This window comes from Microbacterium sp. NPDC059771 (assembly GCF_042732495.1).
Lineage (GTDB): Bacteria > Actinomycetota > Actinomycetes > Actinomycetales > Microbacteriaceae > Microbacterium > Microbacterium sufflavum.
In genome coordinates this window covers 1,533,108-1,557,066 of record NZ_JBHWHK010000001.1, presented here as the reverse complement: position 1 = coordinate 1,557,066, position 23,959 = coordinate 1,533,108, and the positions used below count along the sequence as shown (strand labels likewise).

Sequence of the window (23,959 nt, the reverse complement as noted above, 5' to 3'; positions counted from 1 at the left end):
TGTGCGAGGCCGGGGAGAGCCCGGGCGGGAACGGGAGCAGATGACAGTCTTCGAAGCGACGACCGGACCGGGTGAGACCCCGCCCGCCGACGCCGTCGCCCCGCGTGACTCCACCGCACAGGCGCCCACCTCCGTCGCCCGGCTCAACGCCACCATCCGCGACTTCGTCGCCCGCTGGAACACGGTGTGGGTCGAGGGCGAGATCACGTCGTGGAACCAGCGCGCCGGGAACGTGTTCGCCCGGCTGAAGGACACGCGCTCCGACGCGCAGATCTCGATCCGGATCTGGTCGAGCGTGCGCGGGCGCATCCCTGCCGATCTCGGCGTCGGCGACCACGTGGTCGCGGCGGTCAAGGCGGACTACTTCGTGAAGTCGGGCGACTTCAGCTTCGCGGTCTCGACCATGAAGCACGTCGGCCTCGGCGATCAGCTCGAGCGCCTGGAGAAGCTGCGCGTGCAGCTGCGGCAGGAGGGGCTCTTCGACGCCGGCCGAAAGCTGCGCCTCCCCTTCCTCCCGCACGTGATCGGACTCATCACGGGCGAGCGCTCCGACGCCGAGAAGGACGTGCACCGCAACGCCGAGCTGCGGTGGCCGCAGGTGCGCTTCCGCACCGAGTACGCGGCCGTCCAGGGCGACCGCTGCGTGCCCGACACCCTGGCCGCACTCGCCCGGCTCGACGCCGACCCCGACGTGGACGTGATCATCATCGCCCGCGGCGGCGGCGACCCCCAGACGCTCCTGGGCTTCAGCGACGAGCGGCTGGTGCGCGCGGTCGCGGCCGCGCGCACCCCGGTCGTCAGCGCCATCGGGCACGAGAACGACCACCCGCTGCTCGACGACGTGGCCGACCTCCGCGCCTCCACCCCGACGGACGCCGCCAAGCGCGTGGTGCCCGACGTCGGCGAGCAGCGCGCGCTGATCGCCCAGCTCCGGTCGCGCGCGACCACGCGGGTCACGCAGCGCCTCACCCACGACATCGCTCAGCTCGAGCAGCTGCGGTCGCGACCGGTCCTGCGCTCGCCCGATCCGATCATCGACACCCGCGCACAGGAGTCCTGGCTGCTGGTGTCGCGCGGACGCGATGCCGTGCAGCGTCAGCTCGACGACGCCAGCCGTCGCACCAGCGAGCTGCGGGCGTCGCTGCGTGCCCTCTCCCCCGCCGCGACCCTCGCCCGCGGCTATGCGATCGCACACCTCGACGGGGGCGTGATCCTGCGGGATGCGGCGGACGCCCCGGCCGGCAGCGCCCTGACGATCACGGTCGACCGCGGGTCGGTCGCCGCGCGCTCGGAGGGCGAGATCGCGGAAGGCGCCTGAACCGGGCGCGTCCGTGCCACGACGTAGGATGGAGGAGTGAGCGCGCTGAACGACACCCCTGTGGACACGCTGTCGTTCGAGGCCGCCCGGGACGAGCTCGTCCGCGTCGTCGCCGAGCTGGAGCAGGGCGCTCCGACCCTCGAGCAGTCGCTGGCGCTGTGGGAGCGCGGAGAAGCGCTCGCCGCCCGCTGCGAGGAATGGCTGCTGGGCGCCAAGCGCCGCCTGGAAGCGGCACGCGCCGCCGCCGGTGACGCCGAGACGGACGGGGCGTCATGAGCAAGGGCCCCGCCATCAACGCCGACCTCGGCCGTCCGGAGACGGCGGAGGAGACCGCGGCCCGCAAGGCCGCATCCAGCAAGGCGTATCGATCCAGCCAGACCGTCCGCAACCTGGTCGCCGCGCTCCTCGTGACCCTCGCGGTCGTGCTCGTCATCGTGCTCGTGGTCCCGCGCGGCGAGCCGGTGGCGCAGAAGCCCATCGACGTCGCGGGCATCGCCGCCGATGTCGAGTCGTCCATGGGCGGACCCGTGATCGTGCCGGAGACCGGGAAGTTCTGGCGCGTCAACGCCGCGGAACTGCAGAGCGGAGCCACGGTCGTCTGGGAGGTCACGCTCGCCCCCGCGGCCCAAGACGAGCGCGGGTTCATCAAGCTCGCGCAGGCCTTCGACGCCGACGCCTCCTGGGCCCCGCAGCGCCTGAACGGCATCGCCCCCACCGACACGATCCGCATCGGCGGGCTGGAGTGGGACGTGTACAAGCCAGGAAACGCCGGCGCCGACGCCAACATCTCGTACGCCATCGGCACGCAGGCCGGCGACGACTACGTGCTCCTCTACGGCTCCCGCTCGGCGGACTCGACCGCCGAGCTCGCCGAGTCGCTCGTCCCTCAGATCCGCACCGTCACGGAGGCCCGATGACCCACCCGCTCACTCCTTCCGCCGCCTGGACGCAGATGCAGGAAGGCAACCGCCGCTTCGTCCGCGACGAGCCGCAGCACCCGAACCAGAACGTCGCCCGCCGCAAAGACCTGACCGCCGCCCAGCACCCGGTCGCCACGCTCTTCGGATGCGCCGACTCCCGCCTCGCGGCGGAGATCATCTTCGACCTGGGCCTCGGCGACCTGTTCGTGGTGCGCAACGCCGGTCAGGTGATGGGCGAGTCGATCGTCGCGAGCCTGGAGTACGCGGTCGCGGTGCTGGAGGTGCCGCTCATCGTGGTGCTCGCGCACGACTCGTGCGGCGCGGTGCGAGCCGCGATCGACGGCACCGCGATCGACGCGGCACCGCTCCCCCCGCACATCTGGAAGCTGATCGCGCCGATCGTGCCCGCCGCCCGCAAGGTGCTGGCGGAGAGCGGGGGCGCCACGGTCGCCGACATCGACGCCGAGCTGGTCGGCCGCGAGCACCTGCGCAACACGGTGCACGACCTGCTGCAGTCGTCGGAGATCATCAGCAACGCCGTCGCCGAGGGCCGCCTCGGGATCGTCGGCGCCAACTACCGTCTGGCCGAGGGCGAGGCTGTGCCCGTCATCACGGTCGGGATCGACACCGAGGGGACCGTCCCCGCAACCAAGGAGGGTTCGGAATGACCGACGCCAACCAGCTCAGCGGCGCGAACGAGCAGGGCTACCGCATCGAACACGACACGATGGGTGAGGTGCGTGTGCCCGTGAACGCGCTCTACGGTGCGCAGACGCAGCGCGCCGTGGAGAACTTCCCGATCTCCGGCAAAGGCCTGGAGTCGGCGCAGATCGCCGCGCTCGCGCGCATCAAGAAGGCGGCGGCGCTGGCGAACAAGGAACTCGGCACGCTCGACGGTGCTATCGCCGACGCGATCGCCCAGGCCGCCGACCAGGTGGCGTCCGGCTCCCACGACGGCGAGTTCCCGGTCGACACGTACCAGACCGGCTCCGGCACGTCCTCGAACATGAACATGAACGAGGTGCTGGCCACGCTCGCCACGCGCATCCTCGGCGCGACGGTGCACCCGAACGACCACGTCAACGCCTCGCAGTCGTCGAACGACGTGTTCCCCACCTCCGTGCACATCGCGGTCACGCAGGCCCTGATCGACACGCTGATCCCCGCGCTCGACCACCTCGCCGTCGCGCTGGAGGCCAAGGCCGAGCTGTGGAAGGACGCGGTCAAGTCCGGCCGCACGCACCTCATGGATGCGACGCCGGTCACCCTCGGACAGGAGTTCGGCGGCTACGCCCGTCAGATCCGCCTGGGCATCGAGCGCGTGCAGTCCGCCCTCCCCCGCGTGGCCGAGGTCCCGCTGGGCGGCACGGCCGTCGGCACCGGCATCAACACGCCGCTCGGGTTCCCGCAGAAGGTCATCGAGCTGCTCGCCGCCGAGACCGAGCTGCCCATCACCGAGGCCAAGGACCACTTCGAGGCGCAGGCCAACCGCGACGGCCTGGTCGAAGCCTCCGGCGCGCTGCGCACGATCGCGGTGTCGCTCACCAAGATCAACAACGACCTCCGGTGGATGGGCTCCGGCCCCAACACGGGTCTGGGCGAGCTGCACATCCCCGATCTGCAGCCGGGCTCCTCGATCATGCCGGGCAAGGTCAACCCGGTCGTTCCCGAGGCCGTGCTGATGGTGTGCGCCCGTGTCATCGGCAACGACGCGACCGTGGCGTGGGCCGGTGCGTCCGGCGCATTCGAGCTGAACGTGGCGATCCCGGTCATGGGCACCGCCCTGCTCGAGTCGATCCGCCTCCTTGCGAACGCCTCGCGCGTGCTGGCCGACAAGACGATCGACGGCCTGCAGGCGAACCTCGACCGTGCCGCCGCGTTCGCGGGCATGAGCCCGTCGATCGTGACGCCGCTGAACAAGCTGATCGGCTACGAGGCCGCCGCGAAGATCGCGAAGCACTCTGTCGCGAAGGGCATCACGGTGCGCGACGCGGTGATCGACCTGGGCTACGTCGAGCGCGGCGACCTGACGCTGGAGCAGCTGGACGAGAAGCTCGACCTGCTGTCGATGACGCACCCCGGATGATCACCGGTCGCTGAGACGACGGATGCCGCGAGGACCTGGTCCCCGCGGCATCCGCTTTTTCCCGGCCTCGTCAGCTGAGCTCTCCGCCCTCCAGGAGTTCGGTGACGAGGGCCGCGATCGCGGAACGCTCCGAGCGGGTGAGGGTCACATGGCCGAAGAGGTCGTGTCCCTTGAGCGTCTCGATCACGCTGGCGATGCCGTCGTGGCGTCCGACGCGCAGGTTGTCGCGCTGACCGACGTCGTGCGTGAGGATGACGCGGGAGTTCTGACCCATGCGGCTGAGCACCGTGAGCAGCACGTTGCGCTCGAGGGACTGCGCCTCGTCGACGATCACGAACGCGTCGTGCAGCGAGCGTCCGCGGATGTGGGTGAGCGGCAGCACCTCGAGCATCCCCCGCTCGACGACCTCGTCGATCACGTTGCCCGAGACGACCGATCCGAGGGTGTCGTACACCGCCTGACCCCAGGGGTTCATCTTCTCGCCCTGATCGCCGGGGAGGTACCCCAGCTCCTGGCCGCCCACGGCGAACAGCGGCCGGAAGACGATGATCTTCTTCTGCTGCTGCCGCTCGAGCACCGCTTCCAGTCCGGCGCACAGGGCGAGGGCCGACTTGCCCGTTCCGGCGCGACCCCCGAGCGACACGATGCCCACCTCGGGGTCGAGCAGCAGGTCGATGGCGATGCGCTGTTCGGCCGAGCGGCCGTGCATCCCGAAGATGTCGCGGTCGCCGCGCACCAGCCGGAACTCGCCGTCGCCGGTGACGCGTCCGAGCGCCGATCCGCGCTCCGAGTGGATGATGAGACCCGTGTTGACGGGGAGCCCGTTGACGTCTTCGCTGATCCCGACCTCGCTCTCATAGAGGTCGCTGATGTCGTCGCCGGACAGGTCGAGGCTCGCGATGCCGGTCCACCCGGAGTCCACGGCCTGCTCGGCGAGGTACTCCTCGGCGCGCAAGCCGAGCGACGCGGCCTTGACCCGCATCGGGAGGTCCTTCGAGACGATCGTGACGTCCTGTCCGTCCTGTGCGAGGTGCATGGCGACGGAGAGGATGCGGCTGTCGTTGTCGCTCAGGCGGATGCCGACGGGCAGCACGGAGAGGTCGGTGTTGCCGAGGTCGACGCGGAGCGTGCCGCCCTCGCCGACCTCGACCGGGAAGTCCAGACGCCCGTGCTCGACCCGGAGGTCGTCCAGGTGACGGAGCGCCTGGCGGGCGAAGTAGCCGATCTCGGGGTCGTGCCGCTTGCCCTCGAGCTCGCTGATGACCACGACGGGCAGCACGATCGAGTGCTCCGCGAATCGGAAGAATGCCTGCGGATCGCTCAGCAGCACCGACGTGTCGAGCACGTAGGTGCGCAGGTCCTGATCGGGCTGCGCGGCCGAGGTGCTTCTCGAGGACTGACGGGTGGACTGCTGCGCGGTGCTGGCGGTGTGCTGCGCTGAACGTGTGGTCACGACCCACTCCCGACCCGGGGATTCCCGGCTATGCGAACGAGTCGACCAGGGGGTCACGAGTCGCGAACCTGGAGGCCGACCCGACCGGGCGCCTTGCCCGATGCCTTGACCGTACGACCGCTCCCCGGATTAACACGGGCTCGACACGCCAGCGAATATTAAGAGCTGATGAACGTCGTCTGGCCGAACGCCTGCAGGGTCTCGTCCAGCAGGCGGAGCGTCTCGGCGTCGGTCCCGGCGTGGGGCGCGATCCGGATCGACGATCCGCGGGCGGTCACGACGATGCCGGCGTTCGCGAGGGCGGCGGCGAGTCGCGCGGGCTCCTCGGGCGCGAGGGCCACGATGCCGGCGCGGTGCTCGCGTTCGCGCGGCGACACGACCTCGATGCCGTGTCGGTCCGCGATCTCGATCACGGTGTCGACGTGCTCCGCGAGCCGCGACTCGATCGCCGCGACCCCGGCGTCGCGCACGTCGCGTGCTCCGATCGCGAGGCGCCCTGCAGCCAGGGTGTCGGGCACGCTGACGGTGTAGGCGCGCGCGGACTCGGCGGGACCGGGGAGCGCGTCGACCACCAGCCCGGTCGCCGTTGTGCCGGTGATGCCGGAGAGGACCGGGGTGATGCGCTCTCTGGCGCGCGGAGAGAACCAGGCGAAGCCGCTCCCCCTGGCCGCTCTGAGCCACTTGTAGCCGTGGCCGATCACCACGTCGGCTGCGGTGTAGTCCACGTCGACGACGCCGAACGACTGGACCGCATCCACGATCAGCAGCCGGTCGGGCCCGAGCACGTCGCGCAGCGCCGCGAGGTCGACCCGGTACCCCGTCCGGAAGTCGACGTGGCTGACGGCCAGCGCGGTGACCTCGTCGTCCAGCGCCGCGGGCACGGCCTCCGGTGAGACCCGGCCGTCGGCGGGTGTGATCCACCGCGGCGTCAGGGCCCGGTCCGACGCGGCCGATGCGCGCTCCAGCGTGAGGCTGACGCTCGGGAACTCCGCGGTGGACGCGACGACGGTGCCGGTGAGGCCGTACAGCGCGTGCTGAAGCCCGTGTGTGGAGGACGGCTGCAGGGTGACGTCCGCGGCGTCCGCTCCCAGCAGCTCCGCGACCGTCTCCTGCGCCTGGCCGATGCGCTCCGCGACGAGCGCGAGGGACGACGGTCGCCCGCTCGCGAGGAGATCCGCATCCGCGAACACCTCCTCGCGCACCGAGGGCGAGAGGGGTCCGAAGGCCGCCCAGTTCAGATAGCCGGGTTCGGTGTCGAACGTGCCGACGTAGTCCTCGAGTGCGCTCACGTCGTCATTGTGGCACGGTGCGGTGCCACGGCCTCAGCGACCGAAGCGGCGGTCGCGGTCGGCATAGTCGCGGATCGCGCGGAGGAAGTCGACCTGGCGCAGATCGGGGCCGAGCGCCTCCACGAAGTAGAACTCGCTGTGCGCGCTCTGCCACAGCAGGAAGTCACTCAGGCGCTGCTCTCCGCTGGTGCGGATCACGAGATCGGGATCGGGCTGCCCGCCCGTGTAGAGGTGCTCGCCGATCATCTCGGGCGTGAGGTGTGCGGCGAGGTCTTCCATCGTGCCGCCGGAGGCCTCGTGCTTCGTGATGATGCTGCGCACCGCGTCGACGATCTCGTTACGACCGCCGTATCCGACCGCGAGGTTCACATGGAGCCCGGTGTGGTCCTTCGTACGCTCTTCCGCAGCGGCGAGGACGGCCGCGAGCTCCGCGGGAAGGATGTCGGAACGGCCCACGTGCTGCACCCGCCAGTTGCCCTCCCGCGACAGCGCCTCCGCGAGCTCGGCGATGATCTCGATGAGATCCGCGAGCTCCGCCGAGTCGCGCTTGCGCAGGTTGTCGCTGGAGAGCAGGTAAAGGGAGACGACCCGCACGCCGAGCTCGTCGCACCAGCCGAGGAACTCGTGCATCTTGGCGGCACCGGCGCGGTGTCCCTCCGCCGGGGTGGCGAAGCCGAGCTGGCGCGCCCAACGACGGTTGCCGTCGATCATCATGGCGACGTGGTGCGGAACGGAGGCCGGATCGAGGTGACGACGCAGCCGGCTGGTGTACAGCCGGTACAGCGGCCCGCGGCCCGGGCTCTCGCGTGACATCACCCACCTACGCTACCCTGCCGTGCGCCGGCGCGCGGCGTGCGGATCCCGCGGGCATGTGCCGTCGACGGCATGCGACGCGGCTTAGAGTGAGGGCGTGAGCACTTCCGACGAGCCCGGCACCGATGTCCCCAAACTGCCGCTCCTCGAGGCGGCTGCCGCCGATGCGGCGACCGAGATCAAGCCCACCTGGCGCGGGTGGATCCATGCGGGCACGTTCCCCGTGGCGATCGCGGCCGGCGTGGTGCTGATCGTCCTGTCGCACGGCGCGCCGGCCAAGTGGGCCGCGGCAGTCTTCATGGCCACGTCGCTGCTGCTGTTCGGCAACTCGGCGATGTACCACCGCTTCAACTGGCGGCCGCGGGTCAAGGTGATCCTCAAGCGCATCGATCACGCGAACATCCTGCTGCTCATCGCCGGCACGTACACGCCGATCGCGACGCTCGCCCTTCCCCCGGACAAGGGCGCGCTCCTGCTGATCCTGGTGTGGAGCGGGGCCCTCCTCGGGATCCTGTTCCGCGTCTTCTGGATCAACGCGCCCCGGTGGCTGTATGTCGCGCTCTACCTGCTGCTGGGCTGGGCGGCGGTGATGTACATCGTCGACCTGCTCAACGCGAACGTGGCGATGATGGTGCTGGTGATCGTCGGCGGCCTGCTCTACACGGGCGGGGCGATCGTCTACGCGCTGAAGAAGCCCAATCCGTGGCCCGGCCATTTCGGCTTCCACGAGATCTTCCACGTGTGCACGGTGCTGGCGTTCCTGTGCCACTGGACCGCGTGCCTGCTCATCGCGCTGGAGCCGCTCTCCCCCTCGCTCGGCGCCCCGTGACGCCGCAGTGAGGCGTCAGCGGCCGTCCGGTCGCCCGTCGTCGCTCGCGTCCTCCGGCGCCGCGGTCGACGCGTCGTCCGCGTCGGGTCCGGCCTGCGCCGCCTGCGCGGCCTGCTCGGCATCCAGTTCCTCGCGCACCTCTTCGCGATACCGCACGCGGCGGATGCGGCGGTTCATGTCCCAGATGAGCAGGATGACCGCGAGGACCACCACGACGATCGCGGCGAAGCCGACGAATCCCGGGGTCACGGCCTCCGGCGCCACGGTCATGGAGGGCGTGGGCATCGGAGTCTCGGACAGAGCACGCATGAATCGGCCTTTCGTACGCAGGTCGCATAACCTGGTATCACCAGCCTAACGACCGGAAGACCCTCCCTGTGACGACCGCCACCGAGCTCGACGAACGCTACGGCCGAACCCGACGCCGCCGGCTCCCCTGGATCATCGCCGGAGCGATCGCCCTGGTCGTCGTCGGCGCCTTCGCCTGGATGACGGTCGCGCAGTCGATGAGCTCCGTCGACGCCGACGACCTGGGCTTCGAGCTCGTCGACGAGCACGCGGTCGACGTGCGCTTCCAGGTGACCGGCGTGCAGGGCAAGGACGTCGTCTGCGTACTCGAGGCGCTCGACGAGGAGTTCGGAGTGGTCGGCTGGAAGGTGGTCGAGCTGCCCGCCACGGATCGTCACTCGCAGACCCGCTCGGAGCGCATCCCCACGGTCGCGGAGGCCACGACAGGTTTGGTGAACACCTGCTGGGTCGCCTAGACTGGGGGCAGACAGACGACGCCCCGGCCCGTGCCGGGGCGTCTTGGCATATCCCCCGCGGTTGCTCGGCGGGATCCCGATAGAAGGAGCTTCGTCATGTCCACGGACGCTCAGGTTCCGTTCCTCACGCAGGAAGCGTACGACCGGCTCGTCGCCGAGCTGGAGCACCTCTCCACCGTCGGCCGCGACGAGATCGCCAAGCGCATCGAGGCCGCCCGCGAGGAGGGCGACCTCAAGGAGAACGGCGGCTACCATGCCGCGAAGGACGAGCAGGGTAAGCAGGAGGCGCGCATCCGCACCCTGGAGAGCCTGCTGAAGACCGCGAAGGTCGGCGAGGCGCCCGCCAGCCGCGGCATCGTCGAGCCCGGTACGGTCGTCACCGCGGTCGTGGCCGGCGGCGAAGAGGTCTTCCTGCTGGGCAGCCGCGAGATCGCGGCGGGCAGCGACCTCGACGTCTACAGCGAGGCGAGCCCGCTCGGACAGGCCATCCTGGGCCTCAAGGTCGGCGAGAAGTCGTCGTACGAGGCGCCGAACGGTCGCGCCATCAGCGTCGAGATCGTCAACGTCGAGACCTACACGGGCTGAGCCCCCGCGAACGACACATCGCCCCTCGTCCACACGGACGAGGGGCGCTGTCGTGTGCGCGGGTGGCTCAGTCGAGCACGACGAGGGGGGCGAAGCCCGCGCGCCGCAGCGTGTCGAGCGTGTGCTCGGAGTGCTCCGGTCCGCGCGTCTCCACGCTCAGCTCGAGGATGACGTCGCTGATCTGGAGACCGTGGCCGTGCCGGGTGTGCATGGCCTCGATGACGTTCGCTCCCGCCTCGGCGATCAGCTCCGACACGCGGGCGAGCTGGCCCGGCCGGTCCGGCAGAGGGATCCGGATCGTGAGGTAGCGCCCCGAGGCGGCGAGGCCGTGGGCCACGACGCGCTGCAGCAGGAGCGGGTCGATGTTGCCGCCGGACAGGACGGCCATGGTCGTGCCGTTCGGCGACACCTTGCCCGCGAGGATCGCCGCGACCCCCGCGGCCCCCGCCGGCTCCACGACCACCTTCGCCTGCTCCAGCAGCAGGACGATCGCGCGCGCCAGGTCGTCGTCGGACACCGTCACGACCTCGTCCACGAGATCGCGGATGATCCCGAAGGGCACGTCGCCCGGACGCGCGACCAGGATCCCGTCGGCGATGGTCGGCCGCGTGACGATGTCGACCGGCTCCCCCGCCTCCAGCGACGGCGGCACGGCAGCGGCGTTCTCGGCCTGCACCCCGATCACCCGGACGGTGCGGCCGAGCTCCGCCGCGCGCGCCTTGACCGCCGCCGCGACGCCCGCGATGAGGCCGCCGCCGCCGATGCCGAGCACGACCGTGTCGACCTCGGGCGCGTCGGCGAGCAGTTCGAGGCCGAGCGTGCCCTGACCGATCACGACGTCGCGGTGGTCGAACGGGTGGATGAGCACGGCCCCGGTGCGCTCGGAGAACTCCGCGGCCAGGCGCAGCGAGGTCGCCACCGTCTCGCCCTCCAGCACGACCTCGGCACCGTAGCCGCGCGTGGCGAGGAGCTTGGGCACCGGCACGCCCAGCGGCATGAAGATCGTGGCGGGGATGCCGAGCGCCTGGGCGGCCAGCGCGACCCCCTGCGCGTGGTTGCCCGCCGATGCCGCGACGACGCCGCGCGAGCGCTCCTCCGCGCTGAGCCGGGAGAGCCGGTACGCCGCACCGCGGATCTTGAACGACCCGGTGCGCTGCAGGTTCTCCATCTTCAGCAGCACGGGAGCGCCGAGGGCGTCGGAGAGGGCCCGGGAGGGCAGGGTCGGCGTGTGCGAAATCACCTCAGCCAGACTCTGAGCGGCGTGCTCGAACTCGGTCAGGCTGGGGACTTGGCTCATCGATTCCTCCGTGTCCGCTGTCGCGGGACTGTGCTCCAGATCAGGTCTCCGCTCGGACCGACGCCGGTGCGCCACGAGCCCGAGCTGATGGTGACCGCGGCGACGTTCACGAACGCCGCCAGCGGTACGGCGAACAGGGCGCCGGGGATACCCGCGATCATCGCTCCACCCGCGACCACGAGCACGACGGCGAGCGGGTGCACCTTGACGGCCGAGCCCATCATGATCGGCTGCAGGATGTGTCCCTCGATCTGCTGCACCGCCAGGACGACCACCAGCATCCACAGCGCGATCCACGGGCCGTTGTAGACGAGCGCGAGGAACACCGCGACGGCGCCGGTGACGACCGCACCCACGATCGGGATGAACGAGCCGAGGAAGACGAGCACGGCGACCGGAAGCGCGAGCGGCACCTGGAGCAGGAACGCGCCGAGTCCGATGCCGATCGCGTCGATCGTCGCCACGAACAGCTGCGTGCGGGCGTAGTTGACGATGGTCGCCCAGCCGTTGCGCGCGGCCCCGTCGACCGCGGGACGAGCGCGACGCGGGAAGACCTTGAGCGTCCAGCGCCAGATGCCGGCGCCATCCGCGAGCAGGCAGATGAGGATGAACAGCGCCAGCAACGCGCCCGTGGCCACGTGACCGACGGTCGTGCCGATCGCGAGGGCGCCGGTCCACAGCAGTTGCGCCTGTTCGGAGATGAGGTCGAGACCCTGCTGGAGATAGTCGGCGATCTGGGTGTCGGAGAGGTTCAGCGGCCCGTCGTGCAGCCAGACCTGGAACTGATCGAACGCCTCGGTGGTGCGCTGCTGGACGTCGGGCAGCTGCTCCCTGACCTGCCACACCACGAGCCACATGAGACCCGTGACGATCGCGACCGTGCCGATCAGCGAGATCGCGATCGCGAGCCAGCGCGGCACGCCGCGCCGCAGCATCCACGAGAAGGCCGGCCACAGCAGCGCCGTGATGAGGATCGCGACCATGAGCGGGATGACGAGGAGCTTCAGCAGCATCACGAGCCAGATGAAGACGCCGATGGCTGCCGCGATCAGCAACAGGCGCCAGGCGTAGCTCGCGGTGATGCGCAGCGGCAGAGGCACGGCCTCGTCGGCCTCGGTGGTCACGGTCCGGTCGGTGGACACGGGGCGCGGACGGAACAGATCGCGCAGCCGGGGTCGCTGGTCCTCGCTCATCGCCTCAGTCTACGGTCATGCGGTATGCCGCTCGGCGCATCTACCCCGCGAGAGAGATGTCCGACACCGGCGTTACGCTGGCGGCGTGACCGACTCCCTCAGCTCCGCGCAGGCACGCCGCATGGCACTCGCCGCGCAGGGGTTCACACGCGCGCGACCCGCTGCCGTCTCCAACCGCCACCTGCACCGCGTGATGGAGCGGCTCGGAGTGCTGCAGATCGACTCGGTCAACGTGTTCGCCCGGTCGCACTACCTGCCGCTGTTCTCCCGGCTCGGCGCGTACGATCCGGCCCTGCTCGACCGGCTCTTCCTGTCGCGCACCACGCACTACGTCGAGTACCTCGCTCACGAGGCCACGTTCATCCCGGTCGAGGACTGGCCGCTCTGGCGGTTCCGCATGGACGCGTTCCGCCATCGCTGGGCCGGCGAGGACTCGTGGCTCAGCACCAACGCCCGCACGGTCGCGTGGGTGCAGGCGGAACTGCGCGACCGTGGCCCGCTCCGCCCCGCCGACCTGCGCGCCGACGCTCCCCGCGAGCGCGGCACATGGTGGGACTGGGACGAGGTCAAGCTCGCCCTCGAGCACCTGTGGCGCACGGGAGACGTGGCCGTCAGCGGGCGGCGCGGCTTCGAGCGCACGTACGCCCTGGCGGAGCACGTCATCCCGGAGCACATCCGCGCGCGCGACGTCTCCCGCGACGACGCGATCCGCGAGCTCATCCGCCGCGCGGCCCGCTCGAGCGGCGTGGCGACCACGTCCGACCTCGCGGACTACTACCGCATCCGAGACCGCGCCACCATCGGCAGGGCGATCGCCGAGCTGGAGGACACGGGCGAGCTGCTGCCGGTGCGCGTGCGGGGATGGGAACGCGCCGGTCGCCCGCTCCCCGCGTGGCGCCACCGCGATGCCGTTCTCCCCCGCCGCGTCGAGGCGGCCGCGATCCTCACGCCGTTCGACCCCGTGGTGTGGTTCCGCGAGCGCGCGCTCCGCGCCTTCGAGCTCGACTACCGCATCGAGATCTACGTGCCGGCGGCCAAGCGCCGTTACGGCTACTACTCCCTCCCGGTCCTGGTGGGCGACCGCATCGTGGCGCGGGTCGACCTCAAGGCCGAGCGCGCCGGCTCCACGCTGCAGGTGCAGTCGGCGTGGTGGGAGCCGCAGGCACGGCCCGACGACGCGGAGGCGATCGCGCGGGAACTGCGGCTCGCCGCCGCGTGGCAGGGGCTCGAGCACGTGTCGGTGTCGGGCTGGGGAGATGCCACCTCCGCGCTGCACGACGCCCTGGCGACGAGCGACGGGGCACCGGTGCGGCGGCACGTGCACGAGCGGGAGGGCGCGGCGTGAGCAGGCGCCTCCGGTGGGCGGCGGCGATCGCCGCGGCGGTCGTGGTGGCCGCCGTCGGAGGCTGGATCGTGTTCGCGTCGCTGCGGTCGCCGTCACCGGATGAGGCGGCCCTCGCCTACCTGCACGCGGTGGAGTCGGGCGACCCGAAGGCGGTCGAGGCGACGGGCGCGGAGGTCAGCGCGACGGCGCTCGCGGCGCTCGATGGGGCGACCGAACGCATCGCCCGGCCCGCCGTGACCGGGACCCACGGGACCGGCGAGAACCGGCGCGTCGAGGTGTCCTTCCGACTCGGCGGTGAGGAGCACGACGCGACCCTGTCGATGAGCGCGGTGAACGGTCGCTGGGTCGTGGACGGCTCGTGGCTCGGTGCGGTCACACCGAGCACGACGGCCGGCACCGCGGTCGCGATCGGCGCAGCGACGCTCCCCGCCGGCGACGAGACCGTCCTGCTGCCGGGCACCTACGCGGTCGCGGCGGCCCCGGCCGCTCTGCTCGAGGGGACCAGCGAGGTCACGGTGCTTCCCGGCGAGACGACCGCGGTCGAGGTGGACGCCTCCCTTCGACCCGAGGCCACGGAGGCCGCGCAACAGCACCTCGACGACCACCTGACGGCGTGCACGACTCCGGCGCCCTCTCCGCCCCCGGGCTGCGGCATCCGGCTCCCGTGGGGGCTCGAGTTCCGCGACGTGAGCGAGGTCCGGTATCGGATCGAGCAGCAGCCCACCGTCACGCTCATGACGGACGGCTTCACCGCGGCAGGCGGCGTGCTCGTCGCCACCGTGACCGGGACGGGACAGGACGGAGCGCCCCGCACCACCACCTACCGCACCGACGACTGGAGTCTGCGGGGCGACGTCGATTTCACCGCGGAGGGGCTGCGGCTGACGGTGTGGTGAGCGCGTGCGTCAGAACTGCACGCGCGGGGGCTCGGAGATCGCGCCGCTGTCGGCGACCTCGAAGAACTCGCGCTCGGTGAAACCCAGGCCCTTCGCGAAGAGATTGTTGGGGAAGACCTTGATCTTGGTGTTCAGCTCGCGCACGCCGCCGTTGTAGAAGCGTCGAGCCGCCTGGATCTTGTCTTCCGTGTCGACCAGCGACTGCTGCAGCTGGAGGTAGTTCTGGCTCGCCTGCAACTGCGGATAGGCCTCCGCCACGGCGAACAGGCTGCGCAGCGCCTGCTGGAGGTGTCCCTCGGCGATGCCGGCCTCACCGGGGCCGCTCGCGGTGAGGGTCTCGGCACGCGCCCGCGTGACGTTCTCGAACACGGCCTTCTCGTGCGAGGCGTAGCCCTTGACGGTCTCGATCAGGTTGGGGATGAGGTCCGCTCGGCGCTTGAGCTGAACCGTGATGCCGCTCCACGCCTCGTCCACGCGCACGTTGAGCTGCACGAGCGAGTTGTATGTGGCCCAGAGATAGATGCCGACGAGCAGGATCACCCCGACGACGATCAGTACCGGCACGAGCCATTCCATCAGAGCCCCACCCTTCCTCGTGTTTCTCTCATCCTAGACGCGCAGGCTGCGCGTGGACTGGGCGCGTCAGCCGCCGGCCGCATCACGCGCCGAGCACCCGGTCCAGGTAGCGGTTGGTGAAGCGCCGTTCGGGGTCGAGCCGGTCCCGCAGCCCCACGAAGTCGTCGAACCGCGGGTACACCGCGCGCAGCGACTCCGCGTCCTGCGTGTGCAGCTTCCCCCAGTGCGGCCGGCCACCGTGCTCCCTCATGATCCGCTCCACGGCCTCGAAGTACGCCGTGGGATCGGCGCGCCAATAGCGATGCACGGCGATGTAGGCGCTGGCGCGCCCGTGTGCCGTGGAGAGCCAGCGGTCGTCCGCGGCGGCGAAACGCACCTCGATCGGGAACTCGATCCGCCAGCCGCGGTCCGCGATCAGCTGCTGCACCGCGCGGAAGGCGGGGACGACCGCGTCCGCGGGGATCGCGTACTCCATCTCGCGGAACCGCACCGTGCGGCTCTGGGTGAGCACCCGGTGCGACAGATCGGTGTACTCGCGATCGCCCGTGAGCCGGACGGCCAGGCGGCTGAACGGCGGCGTGACCGCCGGCACCAGCTGACCGGCCGCACACACCACGCGGTACACGCCGTTGGAGAGCAGACTCTCGTCCACCCACCGGCCCACGACGGGCAGCGGCTTGCGGACCGTCGACTCCGGAAGCCGCGTCTGCCGCTTGGTGAGGGCGACGTCGGTGTGCGGGAACCAGTAGAACTCGAAGTGGTCGGACGCGGCGACACGCTCGTGCACGGACGACAGCACGTCGTCGAGCGGCACGGGCTCGTCGATCGCGTGCAGGACGAACGACGGGACGCACTGCAGCGTCACTTCGACGATGATGCCCAGAGCCCCGAGACCCACGGCCACCGCGGGCAGAAGTTCGGGCTGGTGCTGCTCGTCGATCCGGAGGAACTCGCCCGCGGCCGTGATCAGCGTGACGCCGACGACCTGGGTCGCGAGCCCGCCGAACGTCGCACCGGTTCCGTGCGTGCCGGTCGAGATGGCCCCGGAGATCGACTGCCGGTCGATGTCGCCGAGGTTCTGCATCGCCAGGCCGTACGGCGCGAGCAGCCCGGGGATCCGGTGCAGGCGGGTACCGGCGAGGAGGCTCACACGTCCGGATGCGGCGTCTGCGGACACGAGCCCCTGCAGGTCGTCCAGTTCGAGCAGCACGCCGGGGGCGACGGCGATCCCGGTGAAGCTGTGGCCGGCGCCGACCGCCTTGATCGTCAGGCCCTGCTTCGCGGCGGCCCGCACGGCGCGCTGCACGCCCTCGGGGCTGCGCGGGCGCTCGACGCGGACGGGACGCACCGACGCCGAGCGGCCCCAGTTCTGCCAGGTGCCGCCGATGCGCGTCACAGGAACGCCTTCCCCTCGCCGCGGTACGTCGGCAGCTCGTCGATGACCTCGTCGCCCGACACCAGGTGATAGCGGTCGATCCGCTCGGCCGGCTCGCCGCTCTTCGCGTGGCGGAACCAGACCCGATCGCCCACGCCGAGCGTCGCGGCGTTCGGCCCGCGGAGGGGGGTCTGCACCTCGCCCGCGGCCTCCCGAGGCAGCGTGCGGAGATCCGCCGGCCACACCGGGAGCGGCTGCCGCGAGGCCACCGCGGGCCCGGAGGCGATCCAGCCACCGCCGAGCACGGTCGCGATGTCGGCCGCCGGGCGCCGCACGACGTCGAACGCGAACGCGGCGGCCGGCGCGGGCCGGAACGAGCGGTAGCCATCGAACAGATGCCCGCCGAGCAGCCCGCTTCCCGCGCTCGCCTCGGTCAGCGACTCGTCGCTGCCCGTGAACTCGAGCGACCCGGTGCCGCCCCCGTTGAGGAATTCCAGGGGTGCGACGGCGCTGACCGCCGCGGCGATCGCCGCCCGGCGCTCGCGCAGCTCCTCCCGCGAGCGCGACTGCACGAGACGGATGAGCGGGGCGTCCGGACCCGCGTCGTCCCCCTGACCGGCGATCTGCGCGTCGTACATCTGCAGGCCGACGAGCCGGAACCCCGGACGGGCCGCGACCTTCCTCGCGAACGCGGCCACCTCACCCGCGGAGAACAGGGCCGAACGCCGCACGCCGATGTGCCCCAGCAGCGGCGAGCGCCACGAGGCATCGACGTCGATCGCGACACGCAGCTCGGGACGAGAGCCCGGCCCGGCGATACTGTCGATGAGGTCGAGGTGCACCAGATCGTCCACCATGAGGGTGATCCGTCGGGCCGCGGCCTCATCGGCGACGAGCCGCTCCAGGGCGGCGCGGTCGACCGTCGGGTAGCCGAGGACGATGTCGTCGTGCGTCTCGGCGAGCCACAGCGCCTCCTCCAGCGTGAACGCGAGGATGCCCCGGAAGCCCGGCAGCCGCAGTACGGCATCCAGCACCTCCCGCACCCGCACCGACTTGGAGGCGACGCGGATGGGCAGACCGCCCGACCGCACGAGGAGATCCATCGCGTTGTAGCGGAGGGCCTCCCGGTCGATCACCGCGACCGGGGCGGGCAGATGGCCCGTGGCGGCCGAGAGTCGGGGCCAGTATCGGCCGGGATCCTCCCACTCGGGGGCGACCGCGGCGGTGCCCTGGACGGGGCTCAGTTCATCGGTGAGGTCGAGCACTCCCCCACCCTACGGCCTGAGCGCACTCGGGTTCACCCCTCCTGACACCGCGTCGCAGAGGGTGCGGGGGCCGCCGTTCGCCGGCGCTAGGCTGGCGACGCGGCCCCCGTAGCCCAATGGCAGAGGCAGGCGACTTAAAATCGCCTCAGTCTGGGTTCGAGTCCCAGCGGGGGCACCGGACCCGAGGGTCAGCGCCCGAACAGGTCACCGATCCCGGGGACGCCCAGGTCGCCCAGGCGGTCGCCCCAGCCCGTCGCGGTCTCTCCGAGGCCGGACACCGCGTCCCCCGCCGATCCCAGGAGATCTCCGGCGCCGCCCGTCAGCGCCTCGACATCGACGCCGGATACCAGCGCCTCGACGTCCAGGCCCTCTGCGAGGGCGCCGAAGTCCACGCCGAGCGATGCGGCCTGGTCGAGCAGCGGCGCGGCGACCGCGCTGACCACCGCACCGCCGGCCACGACGCCGAGCAGACCGACGGCGGCACCACCCGCCGCGACGGCAGCCCCGCCGGCCCCGACGCCGCGCGCGCGGGACAGCAGACCGCGCATCCGTCCCGGTCGCATCGCCTCCGCCCGCCCGGCCGCCCTGGCCAGATCGTCGGGGGCGGACGACCGCGGCCGCTCACCCGCGGGGAGCTCCCGCTGCATGCGCGCCGCCACGACCTCGCGCTGCTGCGGGGTGAGCCGCGCGAACGCCTCGCGGTGGAGCTGCTCGATGCGCTGAGGATCGGCCGTCTGCATCAGGTAGTCGTACCGGGCGATCGCGGCACGATCCTGCGGGGAGAGCGCGGATCCGCCGCGGTGCGGTGCGGGCGGCTGCGCGAAGGCCCCCGCGGGTCGTGTCCGGTCCTGGACGCGACGGGCGGTCGCGTCGTGCGCGGGCGGCGGCGCGTACGGGTCGCCCGGTCGTGCAGCGGACGGCGAGGCGTCGCGGGTGCCGCGCACCTGGTCGACCGCACCGCGGATCATTCCGCCCCAATCGGTGGACTCCCGCCCCGTGTCCCCGGGCCGCCGCGAGGATGTCGCGCCGCCCGTGTCGAGCGCGTCGGAGGCGAGGCGGATGAGTCGGGAGAGCTTTCCCATGGTGATCCCTTCGTGGGGCGGGCCACCGGGAGGGTCGACGTCCAGCATCGGCAGGGGTCTCCGGGCAGCCCGCGAACGGGTGCCAAGGTCTCCTCCGCCCGGAAGGGCCAGCGGGCCGGGACACGATGTCATGTCCGTAGTGACGACGACGCTGCAGACGGGAGTACTCCCCTTGCACTTCGAAACCCTAGCGGGCAGGGCTATGGATCCTCTCCACTGCCCGCTCAGCCGAGATCGTCGAGCACCTCGAGCACGTCGTCGCGGATGGCGAGGAACGCCGCATGCACCTCGGTGCGCCCGCCGTCCTCCGAGAGCGCCGCGACCGTGCGTCCCAGCGCCCCGAGGGGGAGCGTCCCGGCGGACTCCCGAGCGCTCAGCTCCCCGAAGCCCTCCGGAGGCGACGACCCCGCGCGCGCCGCGAGCAGGAGCTGATCGCACAGCACCGAGGCCGCGCCCAGGAGCGACGCCGCGGCACGCAGATCGCTGCGGGCGACCTCGGTGCACAGCAGGCGGTCGCGGATGATGCGGGTGAGCCGCCGCGAATGCGGAGCGGGGATCGCCCGCCTCGACCGGATGCGCCAGCGATCATCTCCGTCCAGGGGCGCCTCGTATGACACCGGCTCGCCGTCGCTCACATGGATCGCCGGGACCTGCATCGGTGTGGGAAGCGGATCCCCTGCCCACCACGCCGCCGGTGCCTCCGCCGTCGGAAGGAACGCTGTCGCGCGCTCTGCTCGCGCCGCCCCCGCGCCATCCGGGCGGAGGTCGGCGACCTGCACGAGGCTGGGGTTGCTGGCGAAGTGGGACAGGCCGCGGGATCGGATGACTCGGAACAGCGCTTCCCCATCGTCGACGGGAGCGCTGTCGTCGGCGGCGGCGAGCTCGGCGGCGACCGCGACCGGCAAAACGGTGGCGACGACGGACGCCGTCTTCCCCGGCGGGGCGACCCACGGCCGCCCGGCGAAGGCAGCGATCCGCACCGCGTGCGACGCGTAGGTGTCCCACCCCGAGAAGAAGCTCAGCACCGCGGCGGGCTGACGCCTCACCGCGTCGCGGACCTGAGCGAGAAGCGCCGGATGCGCGTCCACGTCACCCGAGAGCACGAGATGATGAGTCGCCCGGCGGCTCCACGGCTGCCAGACGGGACGCGGGGAACCGCGACGCGCCGACGGTTCGATCCCGTCGGAGACGATCTGGACGGGAGCGCTGCGGAGCTCGTGCGCCAGGGCGACCGCCCGGTTCTCGAGCCCCGGCAGGGCGCGGATCGAGACGCTGAGCGTCGGCATCGAACCCCCACTCCGCGTCGCCACCTGGTCTCCTCGCATCGCGCACGATCCACACGGCCGCCCACACGGCCTTGTCCACGCTCCCGGAAAGCGTACAATCTGACATGTTACGTGGCCAACTCTTGCGGCGTCTCCACCCTCATACGTCCGGCCCGGAACGAGAACGGCCCCGCACGCATTCGCGTACGGGGCCGTTCGGTGTCGTCGTCACTTGACGGGCGCGGTCTCCGCTGTCGCCGAAGCCTTCGCGGCGGGCTTCTTCGCCGCCGCCTTCTTCGGAGCGGGCTTCACATCGGCCGGGGTCTCCGCGGCGGGAGCCCCCTTCGCGGCCGGAGCCGACTTCGCCGGAGCAGCCGCCGGGGCCGCGTCGGCCGGTGCCGCCGGACGCGGACGCGCCGCGAACTCCTCGAACACGTAGCGCGGGTTCTGCACGGTCTCGAGGTTGACCAGGTCGCGGCCGAGCCACAGGTTGTTCCACCAGCCCCACAGCACGCGCCACTTGCGCTCCCACGTCGGCATCGCGAGTCCGTGGTACCCGCGGTGCGCGACCCAGGCGATGAAGCCCTTGAGGGCGATCTTGCCGGACTGGAAGACGCCGTTGTACAGGCCGAGACCGGCCACGGCCCCGAGGTTCTTGTGGAAGTACTCCTTGGGCGCCTCGCCACGGAGCACCGCCACCAGGTTCTTCGCGAGGAGCTTGGCCTGACGCACCGCGTGCTGCGCGTTCGGCACGCAGAATCCGCCGACGCCACCACCCGACAGGTCGGGCACGGCCGAGACGTCACCGGCAGCCCAGGCGCCCTCGACGAAGGCCTCCGGGGTGCCAACGCGCAGGTCGGCGCGGGTCTGGATGCGACCGCGCTCCTCGATCGGCAGGTCGCCGCCGCGCACGACGGTCGGGTTGGCCATGACGCCCGCGGTCCAGACGATCACGTCGGTCGGGATGACCTCGCCCGTCGAGAGCTCGACGTTGCCGTCGATCGCACCCGTGACCTGCGTGTCGAGGTGCACGTTGGCGCCGCGCTTCGCGAGGTCCTTGAGCACCCACTCGCTGGTCTTGAGCGACACCTCGGGCATGATCCGCCCCATCGCCTCGATCAGGTGGAAGTGCGTGTCCTCGAAGTGGATCTGCGGGTACTTGCTCACGAGCGACGAGGCCAGCGAGCGCAGCTCGGCGAACACCTCGATGCCGGCGAAGCCACCACCCACGACGACCACGGTCAGCAGACGGTCGCGCTCGGGACCGGCGGGAAGCGAGGCGGCCTTGTCGAAGTTCGACATGACCTTGTCGCGGATCGCCACGGCCTCTTCGATGGTCTTGAGACCGATCGCGTTGTCGGCGATGCCCGGGATCGGGAACGTGCGCGAGACGGCACCCGCGGTGACCACGATCTGGTCGTACGCGAACTCGTACGGCTCGCCGACGGGCGGCGTGATCGTCACGGTCTTCTGCGCGTGGTTGATGTTGGTCACCTTGGCGGTGAGCACGCGCGTGCGCTTGAGGTGGCGGCGGTGGGCGACCACCGAGTGACGTGCCTCGATCGAACCGGCGGCGACCTCGGGAAGGAACGGCTGGTACGTCATGTACGGCAGCGGGTCCACCATGGTCACGTCGGCCTCACCCTTGCGCAGGTGCTTCTCGAGCTTCCACGCGGTGTAGAAACCTGCGTAGCCCCCGCCGACGATCAGGATCTTGGGCACAGTGCTGTTCTGAGGCACAGAAGAACTACTCCTCGGAGTCGGGATTGTGGCGTACGGGAACGCGCGCCGATCGGATGCGCCGGGCAGCTGCGGTGACGCCAAGCGCTATCAGGATACCAGGCACCGTGAGTGCGACGAGCGGCAGGGTACCGTAGCGCAGTGATTCGGCGCTGGGAAGCAGCGGTGAGCCGGCCTCGCTCGGTTGATCCGCATCGGGAAGCGGAGGCACGGCGACCGGGGTCAGCTCGGGCTGCGGCGCCGGTTCGCTCTCGGCTCGGCGGAACAGCCGGATCCACTCCGCCAGGTCGCCCATCGGGTTCGTGTCGACCGAGGGAAGGGTGGCCGAGATCGCCGCGGCAGCATCGACCAGCCCGTAGCCGTAGAGCGGATCGCGGGGCTTCTGCGCATCGGGTACGGGTATCGCCGTCTTGATGATGCGGTTGATCACGTCGTTCGCGGAGATGTCGGGATGTGCCGACCGGATGAGCGCGGCGATCCCCGCCACGATCGGTGCCGCACCGCTCGTGCCGTTCCACTTGACGACTTCCCCGTCGGCCGAGACACCGAGCAGGCCCTCACTGGGCGCCGAGATCCCGATCGTGATGCCCTGCGTCGATGCCTCGATGCTCGCGGTCCCCGTCTGATCGACACCGCCCACCGTGAGCACACCGGGGATCGTGGCGGGAGCGCCGATGATGTTCGTGCCGCTCCCCCGGTTGCCCGCCGCGACCACCACGACCACGTCGTGCTCGAACGCGTAGAGGAACGCGTCGTCCCAGCTCTCGTCCCAGTCCAGGGTGTTGGTGGTGAACGAGAGGTTGATGATGTCGGCCCCGTTGTCCACCGCCCACCGCATCGCTTTCGCCACCTGCTCCGTGAAGGGCACGGCGGCCGCCGCGCCGAAGCCCACGGACACCGACAGCAGCTTGGCCTCCGGGGCGACGCCGATCATGCCGGTGCCGTCGGGGGCGCCGCGACCGGCGGCGAGGGACGCCACCCAGGACCCGTGGTTGCCGTCGATCGCGCCCAGCGGCGTCCGTCCATCCGGCGTGCCCGTGCCGGAGACGTCCGTGCCGCCGACCACCGCGTCGCCGAACGTCTGCGGGACCTTGCCGATGCCCGTGTCGATCACCGCGATGGTCGTACCCTCGCCACGCGTCGTCTGCCACGCCTCGCGGATCCGCGCGCCGTCGAGCCAGTACTCCGCCGCGCGCACCGGGTCGGCGGGGTCGTCCGGGATCGGCGGCGGCGTCGCCGCCGTCGCGCTCGACCCCAGCAGCAGCACCGTCGTCGCCACCGCGGCGGCGGCGACCACGCTGCGCAGCATCCGCCGTCCGGTCATGCCGAGCGCGCCGCCTCGCGCACAGCCGCACCGGGGTCCTCGCAGCGGCAGACCTCGGGCGACCAGGACGAGCGCTCGAGCGCCGCGTCGCCGATCGGGTTCACACCGGGGCCGGCCGCGAGGGCGTGCCCGGCGAGAGCGTGCAGGCACTTGACGCGGGTGGGCATGCCGCCCGCCGAGATGCCGTCGATCTCCGGAACCTCACCGAACTGCGCGCGATCGGCCAGGTACGCGTCGTGCGCCGCGCGATACGCCTCGGCGACCTCCGCATCGTCGTCCAGCAGAGCGGCGAGCTCCGGCATCACATGCGTGGCCTCGAGCGTCGACATGGCCGCGGTCGCCGCGGGATGGGTCAGGTAGTAGAACGTGGGGAACGGCGTCCCGTCCGGAAGCCGCGGCGTGGTGGCGACCACCGTCGGGTTGCCGCAGCGGCACCGCGCCGCGATCCCGACCACTCCCCGCGCGGGGCGGCCGAGCTGCGCGGACACGACGGCGAGTTCGGCGGGCGTGGGGGCGGGGAACGGGGGCGTCGTCACCACACCAG

The 23,959-nt window shown here is 71.4% G+C and carries 24 protein-coding genes and 1 tRNA gene; 11 read left to right on the top strand and 14 right to left on the bottom strand.

Annotation, left to right across the window (positions count from 1 at the left end):
- The first annotated feature begins 40 nt into the window (after positions 1-40).
- From xseA to ACFV3I_RS07385, 5 genes are read left to right on the top strand one after another with little or no spacing between them, the layout of a single operon-like run.
- Positions 41-1,318: an exodeoxyribonuclease VII large subunit gene (gene xseA, locus ACFV3I_RS07405; protein ID WP_247638553.1), complete on the top strand. Its 1,278-nt coding sequence runs from the start codon at positions 41-43 to the stop codon at positions 1,316-1,318.
- Between the two features lie 36 nt (positions 1,319-1,354).
- Positions 1,355-1,594, top strand: a complete 240-nt coding sequence (locus ACFV3I_RS07400; protein WP_136033474.1) for an exodeoxyribonuclease VII small subunit — start codon at positions 1,355-1,357, stop codon at positions 1,592-1,594.
- Positions 1,591-2,235, top strand: coding sequence for a DUF4245 family protein (locus ACFV3I_RS07395; protein ID WP_136036901.1), 645 nt, complete (start codon positions 1,591-1,593; stop codon positions 2,233-2,235). The genes ACFV3I_RS07400 and ACFV3I_RS07395 overlap by 4 nt, the downstream gene beginning before the upstream one ends.
- Positions 2,232-2,906, top strand: coding sequence for a carbonic anhydrase (locus ACFV3I_RS07390; RefSeq protein ID WP_136033470.1), 675 nt, complete (start codon positions 2,232-2,234; stop codon positions 2,904-2,906). The genes ACFV3I_RS07395 and ACFV3I_RS07390 overlap by 4 nt, the downstream gene beginning before the upstream one ends.
- Complete coding sequence (locus tag ACFV3I_RS07385) at positions 2,903-4,324, top strand: aspartate ammonia-lyase (RefSeq protein WP_136044595.1); 1,422 nt, start codon at positions 2,903-2,905, stop codon at positions 4,322-4,324. The genes ACFV3I_RS07390 and ACFV3I_RS07385 overlap by 4 nt, the downstream gene beginning before the upstream one ends.
- Positions 4,325-4,394: 70 nt before the next feature.
- Here ACFV3I_RS07385 and ACFV3I_RS07380 read toward each other — a convergent pair whose 3' ends face one another.
- The 3 genes from ACFV3I_RS07380 to ACFV3I_RS07370 all read right to left on the bottom strand — a co-directional run bounded on the left by ACFV3I_RS07380 (position 4,395) and on the right by ACFV3I_RS07370 (position 7,879).
- Complete coding sequence (locus ACFV3I_RS07380; RefSeq protein WP_136033466.1) at positions 4,395-5,777, bottom strand: PhoH family protein; 1,383 nt, start codon at positions 5,775-5,777, stop codon at positions 4,395-4,397.
- A gap of 158 nt (positions 5,778-5,935) precedes the next feature.
- The gene (locus ACFV3I_RS07375) at positions 5,936-7,066 is read right to left on the bottom strand and encodes an aminotransferase class V-fold PLP-dependent enzyme (protein ID WP_247638551.1); all 1,131 of its coding nucleotides are present in this window, start codon (positions 7,064-7,066) and stop codon (positions 5,936-5,938) included.
- A gap of 33 nt (positions 7,067-7,099) precedes the next feature.
- Positions 7,100-7,879 carry an isoprenyl transferase gene (locus tag ACFV3I_RS07370; RefSeq protein WP_136033529.1) on the bottom strand — a complete coding sequence of 260 codons (780 nt, stop codon included), beginning with the start codon at positions 7,877-7,879 and terminating at the stop codon, positions 7,100-7,102.
- A gap of 97 nt (positions 7,880-7,976) precedes the next feature.
- On the opposite strand from ACFV3I_RS07370, the gene ACFV3I_RS07365 reads away from it, so the two are divergent.
- Positions 7,977-8,708 carry a hemolysin III family protein gene (locus ACFV3I_RS07365; protein WP_136033462.1) on the top strand — a complete coding sequence of 244 codons (732 nt, stop codon included), beginning with the start codon at positions 7,977-7,979 and terminating at the stop codon, positions 8,706-8,708.
- A 15-nt stretch (positions 8,709-8,723) separates the two neighbouring features.
- On the opposite strand, the gene ACFV3I_RS07360 is transcribed toward ACFV3I_RS07365, so the two are convergent.
- Positions 8,724-9,017, bottom strand: a complete 294-nt coding sequence (locus ACFV3I_RS07360; protein WP_136033460.1) for a hypothetical protein — start codon at positions 9,015-9,017, stop codon at positions 8,724-8,726.
- A 68-nt stretch (positions 9,018-9,085) separates the two neighbouring features.
- On the opposite strand from ACFV3I_RS07360, the gene ACFV3I_RS07355 reads away from it, so the two are divergent.
- On the top strand, positions 9,086-9,472 hold the full coding sequence (locus ACFV3I_RS07355; RefSeq protein WP_136033458.1) for a DUF4307 domain-containing protein: 387 nt from the start codon (positions 9,086-9,088) through the stop codon (positions 9,470-9,472).
- Between the two features lie 96 nt (positions 9,473-9,568).
- Positions 9,569-10,057 carry a transcription elongation factor GreA gene (gene greA / locus ACFV3I_RS07350; protein ID WP_136033456.1) on the top strand — a complete coding sequence of 163 codons (489 nt, stop codon included), beginning with the start codon at positions 9,569-9,571 and terminating at the stop codon, positions 10,055-10,057.
- A gap of 67 nt (positions 10,058-10,124) precedes the next feature.
- Here greA and ilvA read toward each other — a convergent pair whose 3' ends face one another.
- Entirely contained in the window at positions 10,125-11,354 is a 1,230-nt protein-coding gene (gene ilvA, locus ACFV3I_RS07345; protein ID WP_136036902.1) for a threonine ammonia-lyase, read from the bottom strand.
- A complete protein-coding gene (locus ACFV3I_RS07340; protein ID WP_136033452.1) occupies positions 11,351-12,547 on the bottom strand; it encodes an AI-2E family transporter in 1,197 nt (398 codons plus the stop codon). Before ACFV3I_RS07340 ends, ilvA begins: the two co-directional genes overlap by 4 nt.
- 85 nt (positions 12,548-12,632) lie before the next feature.
- Between ACFV3I_RS07340 and ACFV3I_RS07335 the strand changes: the two genes are divergently transcribed.
- Together ACFV3I_RS07335 and ACFV3I_RS07330 are read left to right on the top strand one after the other, a co-directional pair.
- Positions 12,633-13,892, top strand: coding sequence for a winged helix-turn-helix domain-containing protein (locus ACFV3I_RS07335; protein WP_247638550.1), 1,260 nt, complete (start codon positions 12,633-12,635; stop codon positions 13,890-13,892).
- Positions 13,889-14,788: a hypothetical protein gene (locus tag ACFV3I_RS07330; protein WP_247638549.1), complete on the top strand. Its 900-nt coding sequence runs from the start codon at positions 13,889-13,891 to the stop codon at positions 14,786-14,788. The genes ACFV3I_RS07335 and ACFV3I_RS07330 overlap by 4 nt, the downstream gene beginning before the upstream one ends.
- Before the next feature lie 9 nt (positions 14,789-14,797).
- Here ACFV3I_RS07330 and ACFV3I_RS07325 read toward each other — a convergent pair whose 3' ends face one another.
- From ACFV3I_RS07325 to ACFV3I_RS07315, 3 genes are all read right to left on the bottom strand, one after another.
- Complete coding sequence (locus ACFV3I_RS07325; protein ID WP_136033446.1) at positions 14,798-15,364, bottom strand: LemA family protein; 567 nt, start codon at positions 15,362-15,364, stop codon at positions 14,798-14,800.
- 82 nt (positions 15,365-15,446) lie between these two features.
- Positions 15,447-16,760, bottom strand: a complete 1,314-nt coding sequence (locus tag ACFV3I_RS07320) for a D-arabinono-1,4-lactone oxidase (protein ID WP_247638548.1) — start codon at positions 16,758-16,760, stop codon at positions 15,447-15,449.
- The gene (locus ACFV3I_RS07315; RefSeq protein ID WP_378803549.1) at positions 16,757-18,004 is read right to left on the bottom strand and encodes an alanine racemase; all 1,248 of its coding nucleotides are present in this window, start codon (positions 18,002-18,004) and stop codon (positions 16,757-16,759) included. The genes ACFV3I_RS07320 and ACFV3I_RS07315 overlap by 4 nt, the downstream gene beginning before the upstream one ends.
- Positions 18,005-18,106: 102 nt before the next feature.
- Here ACFV3I_RS07315 and ACFV3I_RS07310 point away from each other — a divergent pair.
- Positions 18,107-18,179: transfer RNA gene (locus ACFV3I_RS07310), tRNA-Leu, on the top strand.
- Positions 18,180-18,192: 13 nt separating this feature from the next.
- On the opposite strand, the gene ACFV3I_RS07305 is transcribed toward ACFV3I_RS07310, so the two are convergent.
- From ACFV3I_RS07305 to ACFV3I_RS07285, 5 genes are all read right to left on the bottom strand, one after another.
- On the bottom strand, positions 18,193-19,086 hold the full coding sequence (locus ACFV3I_RS07305) for a cation-transporting ATPase (protein WP_378803548.1): 894 nt from the start codon (positions 19,084-19,086) through the stop codon (positions 18,193-18,195).
- A 224-nt stretch (positions 19,087-19,310) separates the two neighbouring features.
- Positions 19,311-20,372, bottom strand: coding sequence for a hypothetical protein (locus ACFV3I_RS07300; protein WP_378822651.1), 1,062 nt, complete (start codon positions 20,370-20,372; stop codon positions 19,311-19,313).
- Between the two features lie 207 nt (positions 20,373-20,579).
- The gene (locus tag ACFV3I_RS07295; protein WP_378822650.1) at positions 20,580-22,073 is read right to left on the bottom strand and encodes an NAD(P)/FAD-dependent oxidoreductase; all 1,494 of its coding nucleotides are present in this window, start codon (positions 22,071-22,073) and stop codon (positions 20,580-20,582) included.
- 25 nt (positions 22,074-22,098) lie between these two features.
- Entirely contained in the window at positions 22,099-23,415 is a 1,317-nt protein-coding gene (locus tag ACFV3I_RS07290; RefSeq protein WP_136033435.1) for a S8 family serine peptidase, read from the bottom strand.
- Positions 23,412-23,951: a DUF501 domain-containing protein gene (locus tag ACFV3I_RS07285; protein WP_136033433.1), complete on the bottom strand. Its 540-nt coding sequence runs from the start codon at positions 23,949-23,951 to the stop codon at positions 23,412-23,414. The genes ACFV3I_RS07290 and ACFV3I_RS07285 overlap by 4 nt, the downstream gene beginning before the upstream one ends.
- Between the last annotated feature and the right edge of the window lie 8 nt (positions 23,952-23,959).